Below are 7,917 nucleotides of genomic sequence, written 5' to 3'. Positions count from 1 at the left end.
CACCATCCCGGACGACCTCAAGGACCAGCTCAAGGAGCGCGGGATCGACCTGGACAAGTGGAAGAACGGCGAGTGGAAGAACTGGGACAAGGACAAGTGGCTGCGTGAGGCCCAGGACTTCGTCAATCCCATCATCGAGGACCTGTGGGACCCGGACCGGATGCGGGACGCCGAGAAGCCGCCGGAGAAGCCCGTCGACAACGACATCTCGGGTGACGAGGGAGTCACCGACCCCACCCCGGTCCCGGTCGACGCGCAGGCCGTGAAGGCCCCGTACCACGCGAACGCCGCAGAGGCCGGCAAGGTCTTCTTCGACGGTCCCCAGGGTTCGATGGTTTGCTCGGCGACCGTGGTGAAGGACCCCGCCAACCCGGGCAAGTCCAACATGGTGTGGACCGCCGGCCACTGCGTGCACGCCGGTAAGAGCGGCGGCTGGTACCGCAACATCGCCTTCGTCCCCTCGTACAACAACGGCGCCAAGGAGACGGCCGAGCTGGAGAAGGCTCCCAAGGAGGAGATCGCTCCGTACGGTGTCTGGTGGGGCGACTGGGCCCAGACCTCCGACCAGTGGATCTCCCAGGGCGCCGCGACCGGCGGCCAGGGCGCGGCCTACGACTTCGCCGTCATCCATGTGACCCCGGAGAAGGGCAGCACGGGCAAGTCGCTGGAGGAGACGGTCGGTACGGCCCTGCCGGTCGACTTCAACGCCCCGGCCGTGCCGAAGATCAAGGACATGACCGCCACCGGCTACCCCGCCGCTCCGCCGTACGACGGCCAGAAGCTCTTCCAGTGCGCCGACAAGCCGGGTCGCCTCTCCCTCAAGGCCGAGGAGCCGACGATGTACCGCATCGGCTGCACCATGACCGGCGGTTCGTCCGGCGGCGGTTGGGTCGCCCAGGGTCAGGACGGCAAGCCCGCCCTGGTGTCCAACACCTCCATCGGCCCGGTGACGGCCGGTTGGCTGGCCGGTCCGCGACTCGGCAAGGAAGCCGAGGGCGTCTACAACGCAGTGAGCAAGAAGTTCTCGGGCCAGTAACACTTCGGGCGCCCGGCGTCCGCAGCGAGCGACCGTGGCAGGGGCCTTCGGCGGATCCGCCGAAGGCCCCTGTTCTTCATCCTCGTGGAGACTCCGTGCAGTTGAGGGCCCGCGTCGGCCGATCGTCCGCGCATCGGCTTAGAGTGGTGCCGCACGCGAGGCGGCCCGGGAGGCCGCCTTTGCCATGACACGTTCATGGCAATCGCCGGGCCGTGTATCGACGTGACGCACAGCGCGCACGGGCAGACCACGCTCCCGGCACGTTTCGAAAGTATGCGAAGCACTTCAGGGGGAATCGTTTTCATGCGATCCATACGTCCGTTGCTGGCCGCCGCCGGCCTTGTCTCGGCTCTCGCCCTCACGGCGACAGCCTGCGGCCCGAGCGAGAACAGCGCGACCGACAAGCCGGCGGCGTCCAGCCCCGGCACGGGCAACGGTGACTCCGCCCTTCCCGCGGATCTGGCCGACAAGCTCAAGGAGCACGGTGTCGACCCGGAGAAGTGGAAGAACGGCGAGTGGAAGAACTGGGACAAGGACAAGTGGCTGCGTGAGGCCCAGGACTTCGTCAATCCGGTGATCGAGGGGCTGTGGAAGCCCGAGCGGATGACCACGGCCAAGGCCCCGGCGAAGACGATGACGGCGGGCGACATCTCGGGCGACCAGGGCGTCACCGACCCGGAGCCGCGTCCGGTCCAGGCCGAACCGGAGAAAAAGCCGTACCACAAGAACGCGGCCCCGGTCGGCAAGGTCTTCTTCGACGCTCCCGAGGGCTCGATGGTCTGCTCCGCCACCGTCGTCAAGGACCCGAAGAACCCGGGCAAGTCCAACATGGTGTGGACCGCCGGCCACTGCGTGCACGCGGGCAAGGCGGGCGGCTGGTACCGCAACATCGCCTTCGTCCCCGCCTACAACGACCAGGGCAAGTCCCCGGCCGCGCTGGAGAACGCGCAGCCGCAGGAGATCGCCCCGTACGGCGTCTACTGGGCGGACTGGGTCGCCACGTCGGGTGAGTGGATCGACGAGGGCGGCCCCACGGGTGGCACCGGGGCACCGTACGACTACGCCGTGATGCACGTGAAGCCGGAGAAGGGCAGCAAGTCCCTCGAGGAGACCGTGGGCGTCGCCCTCGACATCAACTTCGAGGCTCCCGAGGCGAAGGACATCAGCGCCATGGGCGCCTGGGGCTACCCGGCCGCTCCGCCGTACGACGGAGCGCTCATGCACAAGTGCGTGGACCGTCCCGGGCGGCTGTCCATCGCGCCCGGCACGCCGACGATGTGGCGCATCGGCTGCACCATGACGGGCGGTTCCTCCGGCGGCGGCTGGTTCGCGGAGCAGCCCGACGGCAAGCTCGCGCTCGTGTCCAACACCTCGATCGGCCCGGTCACTTCGGGCTGGCTGGCAGGTCCGCGACTGGACGAGGGCGCCCAGCAGATCTACACCATGATGAGCGACAAGTTCGCCGGTCGGTAAGCACACGCCTTCGGACGAACACACGGCGAAAGGCCCGCCCCGGCAAGGGGGCGGGCCTTTCGCCGTGTGCGGTCGAGGGCTCCGCGTCAGTGCGCCGCGGGCACGTACGGAGACAGGGCCGCGGCCAGCTCCTCGTGGACCCGTGCCTTGAGCAGCGTGCCCTCCGTGGTGTGCTCCTCGGAGATCACCTCACCGTCGGCATGCACGCGCGAGACCAGTCCGCCCTCGGTGTAGGGCACGAGCGCCTCGACCTCGATCTGCGGCCTCGGCAGCTCGGTGTCGATCAGCTGCAGGAGCTCGTCGATGCCCGCGCCGGTCCGTGCGGACACCGCGATCGCATGCCGCTCTATGCGCAGCAGTCGCTGCAGCACGAGTGGATCGGCCGCGTCCGCCTTGTTGATCACCACGATCTCGGGCACGTCCAGGGCGCCGACGTCGCGGATCACTTCACGCACGGCGCTCAGCTGCTCCTCCGGCGCCGGGTGGGCCCCGTCGACCACGTGCAGGATCAGGTCGGAGTCCCCGACCTCCTCCATCGTGGAACGGAAGGCCTCGACGAGGTGGTGGGGCAGATGCCGTACGAAGCCGACGGTGTCGGCCAGGGTGTAGAGCCTGCCGCTCGGCGTCTCCGCCCGCCGGACGGTCGGGTCCAGAGTGGCGAACAGCGCGTTCTCCACCAGGACACCGGCGCCGGTGAGACGGTTGAGCAGGGACGACTTGCCTGCGTTGGTGTAACCGGCGATCGCGACCGAAGGCACCTTGTTGCGGCGGCGCTCCTGACGCTTGATGTCACGGCTGGTCTTCATCTCCGCGATCTCACGGCGCATCTTCGCCATCTTCTCGCGGATCCGTCGCCGGTCCGTCTCGATCTTGGTCTCACCGGGGCCACGCGTGGCCATGCCGCCACCGCCGCCGCCACCCATCTGCCGGGACAGCGACTGACCCCAGCCGCGGAGCCTGGGAAGCATGTACTGCATCTGCGCCAGCGCGACCTGCGCCTTGCCCTCTCGGGACTTGGCGTGCTGGGCGAAGATGTCGAGGATCAGGGCCGTGCGGTCGACGACCTTGACCTTGACGACGTCCTCGAGGTGGATCAGCTGGCCGGGGCTGAGCTCACCGTCGCAGACGACGGTGTCCGCCCCGGACTCGAGCACGATGTCCCGCAGCTCCTGCGCTTTGCCCGAGCCGATGTAGGTGGCCGGGTCCGGCTTGTCGCGGCGCTGGATGACGCCGTCGAGCACCAGGGCGCCCGCCGTCTCGGCGAGGGCCGCCAGCTCCGCGAGGGAGTTCTCGGCGTCCTGCACCGTCCCCGTGGTCCACACACCGACCAGCACGACACGCTCCAGGCGCAGCTGTCGGTACTCGACCTCGGTGACGTCTTCGAGCTCGGTGGAAAGGCCCGCCACGCGCCGCAGCGCGGCGCGCTCGGAGCGGTCGAACTGATCGCCGTCCCGCTCGGTGTCGATCTCGTAGCTCCAGGCGACGTCCTCTTCCATCAGGGCATCGGCCCGAAGGCTCTCTGTGCGCGTGTCCGCGAAGCTCTGCTGTTCCTGGGAAGGGGATGAAGAGGAGGTCATTGGATCCTTACGTAGATGGGAAGAGCGGCACGACGGGATTCGCGCTCGAATGCTCTGGTACGGGGGTCAACGCGTGCCGGCTCCGGAAGATTCCCGCGAGGGCCCGGTCCCGGCAGCGGCGCCGACCCGCTGATGGTCGCACGTGGGCACCGGGACCGTCACCACGATTTTCAGCGGCTCGAGGACTTCCCGGCCTTTTCCTTGTGGTCCTTGACGGGCTCGCTGCGCCAGTCGGGATGGCCGGGCATCGGCGGGGTCTTCTTGCCGTACAGCCACGCCTCGAAGAACGCCGAGAGGTCACGCCCCGCGACGCTCGATGCCAGCCGCGTGAAGTCCTCGGTGCTCGCCGTCGCGTCCCGGTGCTCCTGTACCCACGCGCGCTCCAGGCTCTCGAAGGCGGACGTGCCGATCTCCTGGCGCAGCGCGTACAGGACCAGGGCGCTGCCGTCGTACACCACCGGCCGGAAGATGCTGAGCTTCTGTCCGGCAGCGGGTGCCTTGGGGGCCGCCGGCGGTCCGCCCGCCGCCCGCCAGCCGTCGGACTGCCCGTAGGCCTCGCGCATCCGCGTCTCCAGCGGCTGCTTGCCCTTCTCGTGTGCGTACAGCCCCTCGTACCAGCTGGCGTGGCCCTCGTTCAGCCACAGGTCCGACCAGCTGCGGGGGGTGACGCTGTCGCCGAACCACTGGTGGGCCAGCTCGTGAACCATGATCGAGTCCACGTACCACTCCGGGTAGGCGCCCGTCGTGAACAGGGAGCGCTCGAACAGCGACAGCGTCTGCGTCTCCAGCTGGAATCCGGTGTCGGCGTCGGTGATCAGCGCGCCGTACGTCTCGAACGGGTAGCGGCCGACCTTCTCCTCCATCCATGTGATGTGGTCGGGGGTCTTCTTCAGCCAGCGCTCCAGCTCGTCGCGTTCCGCGGTGGGCACGACGTCGCGCAGGGCCAGCCCGTGCGGGCCCTGGCGCTCCACCACGGTCGAGCGTCCCATGGAGACCTGGGCCAGTTCGGTGGCCATGGGGTGACCGGTGCGGTACACCCATGAGGCCTTCTCGCCGGCCTCTGCCTTGGCCACCCTGCGGCCGTTGGCCACCACGGTGATGCTCTTCGGCGCGGTGACCCGGAAGGTGAAGTACGCCTTGTCGGAGGGGTGGTCGTTGGACGGGAAGACGCGGTGGGCGGCGTCCGCCTGATTGGCCATCGCCAGGCCGTCGCCGGTCCGTACCCAGCCACCGGCGTCCTTCGGGCCGCGCGGGTCGCTGGTGTGGGTGACGGCGATCTCCATCCGTGAGTTCGCGGGAATGTTCGCCGGCGGGTCGATGACCAGGTCCTCGCCGGCCGTGGCGAAGTCTGCGGGGGTGTGGTTCACCGTGACCGAGCGGACGGTGCCATGGGTGAAGTCGAGGTTCACCCGGTCGAGGCCACGCGTCGCATAGGCGTCGATCTTCGTGACCGCTTCCAGAGGCTTGTCATTGCGCCCTTCGTAGGTGAGGGCGATGTCGTATTCGAGAACGTCGTATCCGGGATTGCCCAGCTCGGGGAAGAGCCTGTCACCGATGCCGAGTGGTTCCGGCGAGGGAAGGGCAGCGGCAACGAGGGTGGCCGACGCGGCGGTCAGCAGGAGGGCACGCAGTCGGCGCCGGGGGATGTGCAGCATGCCCTACGGCTACCAGCGCGCCCGGCGATGATCATGGCGGCACGCGCCGCCGGGCGACTCGCCCACCCGAACGAGGTCAGGCGGTGGCCGCCGGATGCTGGGCGCGGCTCACGTCGTACACCCCGGGAACGTCGCGCATGGCGCGCATCAGGGCAGGAAGCCCGGCCGCGTCGGGCAATTGCAGCGTGTACGTGTGACGGACCCGCTGCTGGGTCGGCGGCTCCACGGTTGCCGAGACGATCGCGGCGCCCTCGCCGGCGATGACTTCGGTGAGGTCGGCGAGGAGCCGGGGACGGCCGAACGACTCGGCGATCAGCGTGACCCGGCACTCGGGGGCGTCGCCCCAGCGCACGGGAACCGGTGCGCGCCCCACGCCCGTCATGCGCGCCACGGCCGGACAGGTCTCCCGGTGGACGGTCACGGCGCCGCCGCGCACCGCGAACCCGGTGACCGCATCCGGCGGTACGGGCGTGCAGCAGCCCGCGAGCCGTACCGTCGCCTCGGGCAGATCCACCACGGCGTTCGCCGACACGGGCCGGCCCGCGGTGAGCGGCGCCGGGCGGCGGGGAGCGGCGGAGGGGGCCGCGACGCCCTCCGGATGGGCGTCGAGCCAGCTGGTGATGGCGATGCGCGCAGCCGGGGTACGGGCGTGGTCCAGCCACTCCGGGGACGGTCCGGAGGAGCTGTCCTGGGCCAGCAGAAGATGCACCGTGTCACCGTCGCCGAGGACCGTGCTCATGGTCGCGAGACGTCCGTTGACGCGCGCACCGATGCAGGAGTGGGCCTCCTCGCCGTACTGGGCATAGGCGGCGTCGACGCAGCTCGCTCCAGCGGGCAGCCCGAGTGCACGTCCGTCCGCGCGGAAGACGGTGATCTCCTTGTCCTGCGCCAGGTCGGCGCGCAGAGAGGTCCAGAAGGTGTCGGGGTCGGGGGTGGACTGCTGCCACTCCAGCAGCCGGGACAGCCAGCCGGGTCTGGTCGGGTCGGCGCGCTCGCCGTCGGCGGGCTCCGCGCCCTCGACCGGGACGTACGGGTTCCCCAGTGCGACCACACCGGCCTCGGCGACCTTGTGCATCTGGTGCGTGCGGATGAGGACTTCGGCGACCGCGCCGTCCGGGCCGGCGACGGCTGTGTGCAGGGACTGGTAAAGGTTGAACTTGGGGGCTGCGATGAAGTCCTTGAACTCGGAGATCACCGGGGTGAAGCACGTGTGCAGTTCACCGAGCACGGCGTAGCAGTCGGCGTCCTCCGCGACGAGGATCAGCAGCCGACCGAAGTCGGTGCTGCGCAGCTCCGACCTCTTGAGGCGTACCCGGTGCACGGAGACGAAGTGCCGTGGTCTGATGAGTACTTCCGCGTTGATGTCCGCCTCGCGCAGCGCGGCACGGAATTCGTCCGCGATGGCGGCGAGGGCGTTGCAGGCGTCCGAGTTCTCGGCGATGAGCACGCGGGTGCGTTCGTACTCCTCGGGGTGGAGGATGGCGAAGACGAGGTCCTCGAGCTCGGTCTTCAGCGCCTGGACGCCGAGCCGTTCCGCGAGCGGGATGAGGACGTCGCGGGTGACCCTGGCGATGCGGGCCTGTTTCTCGGGCCGCATCACGCCGAGGGTGCGCATGTTGTGCAGCCGGTCGGCGAGTTTGATCGACATCACGCGGACGTCGTTGCCGGTGGCCACAAGCATCTTGCGGAAGGTCTCCGGTTCGGCGGCCGCCCCGTAGTCCACCTTCTCCAGTTTGGTGACGCCGTCCACGAGATAGCTGACCTCGGCGCCGAACTCCGTTCTGACCTGTTCAAGCGTCACATCGGTGTCTTCCACGGTGTCGTGGAGCAGCGACGCGGTCAAGGTGGTGGTCTCCGCTCCCAATTCGGCCAGGATCAGGGTCACGGCGAGCGGGTGCGTGATGTAGGGCTCGCCGCTCTTGCGGAACTGCCCGCGATGGGAGGACTCCGCCAGCACATAAGCCTTGTGCAGCGTGGCGAGATCGGCCTCGGGGTAATGCGCCCGATGTGCCTCCGCGACATGGCCGATCGCGTCCGGCAGGCGGTCGCGGGCCGCCGGGCCCAGCAGTGCCGCGCGGCCCAGCCGGCGGAGGTCGATCCTGGCTCGGCCGCGCCTGCGGCTGTGGGCACCTGGGTTGGTGGCCTCTGCGCTCATGGGGCACCTCCGGCAGCTTCG

General features: G+C 69.4%; 5 protein-coding genes. 2 read left to right on the top strand and 3 right to left on the bottom strand.

Translation table 11 applies throughout. The annotated features are described in order from the left end of the window. On the top strand, window positions 1-1,036 hold a 1,036-nt coding region (locus tag ABZ070_RS17710), incomplete at its 5' end, for a hypothetical protein (RefSeq protein WP_356634743.1). A gap of 303 nt (window positions 1,037-1,339) precedes the next feature. Further along, window positions 1,340-2,509, top strand: coding sequence for a hypothetical protein (locus tag ABZ070_RS17705; RefSeq protein WP_356634741.1), 1,170 nt, complete (start codon window positions 1,340-1,342; stop codon window positions 2,507-2,509). Between the two features lie 86 nt (window positions 2,510-2,595). On the opposite strand, the gene hflX is transcribed toward ABZ070_RS17705, so the two are convergent. From hflX to ABZ070_RS17690, 3 genes are all read right to left on the bottom strand, one after another. Then, entirely contained in the window at window positions 2,596-4,086 is a 1,491-nt protein-coding gene (gene hflX / locus ABZ070_RS17700; RefSeq protein ID WP_356634739.1) for a GTPase HflX, read from the bottom strand. A gap of 170 nt (window positions 4,087-4,256) precedes the next feature. Beyond that, window positions 4,257-5,741: a M1 family metallopeptidase gene (locus ABZ070_RS17695; protein WP_356634736.1), complete on the bottom strand. Its 1,485-nt coding sequence runs from the start codon at window positions 5,739-5,741 to the stop codon at window positions 4,257-4,259. Window positions 5,742-5,817: 76 nt separating this feature from the next. Continuing rightward, window positions 5,818-7,896: an HD domain-containing protein gene (locus ABZ070_RS17690; RefSeq protein WP_356634734.1), complete on the bottom strand. Its 2,079-nt coding sequence runs from the start codon at window positions 7,894-7,896 to the stop codon at window positions 5,818-5,820. Window positions 7,897-7,917 lie beyond the last annotated feature (21 nt).

This window comes from Streptomyces sp. NPDC006283, from assembly GCF_040613325.1.
GTDB lineage: Bacteria > Actinomycetota > Actinomycetes > Streptomycetales > Streptomycetaceae > Streptomyces.
Note: the sequence above shows the minus strand (reverse complement) of the source record. Positions and strands in the feature narration are given on the sequence as shown.

Excerpts from the sequence above, each read along its gene's own strand:
- ABZ070_RS17705 (WP_356634741.1), top strand. The coding sequence starts at position 1,340 with ATGCGATCCATACGTCCGTTGCTGGCCGCCGCCGGCCTTGTCTCGGCT.
- hflX (WP_356634739.1), bottom strand. The coding sequence starts at position 4,086 with ATGACCTCCTCTTCATCCCCTTCCCAGGAACAGCAGAGCTTCGCGGAC.
- ABZ070_RS17695 (WP_356634736.1), bottom strand. The coding sequence starts at position 5,741 with ATGCTGCACATCCCCCGGCGCCGACTGCGTGCCCTCCTGCTGACCGCC.
- ABZ070_RS17690 (WP_356634734.1), bottom strand. The coding sequence starts at position 7,896 with ATGAGCGCAGAGGCCACCAACCCAGGTGCCCACAGCCGCAGGCGCGGC.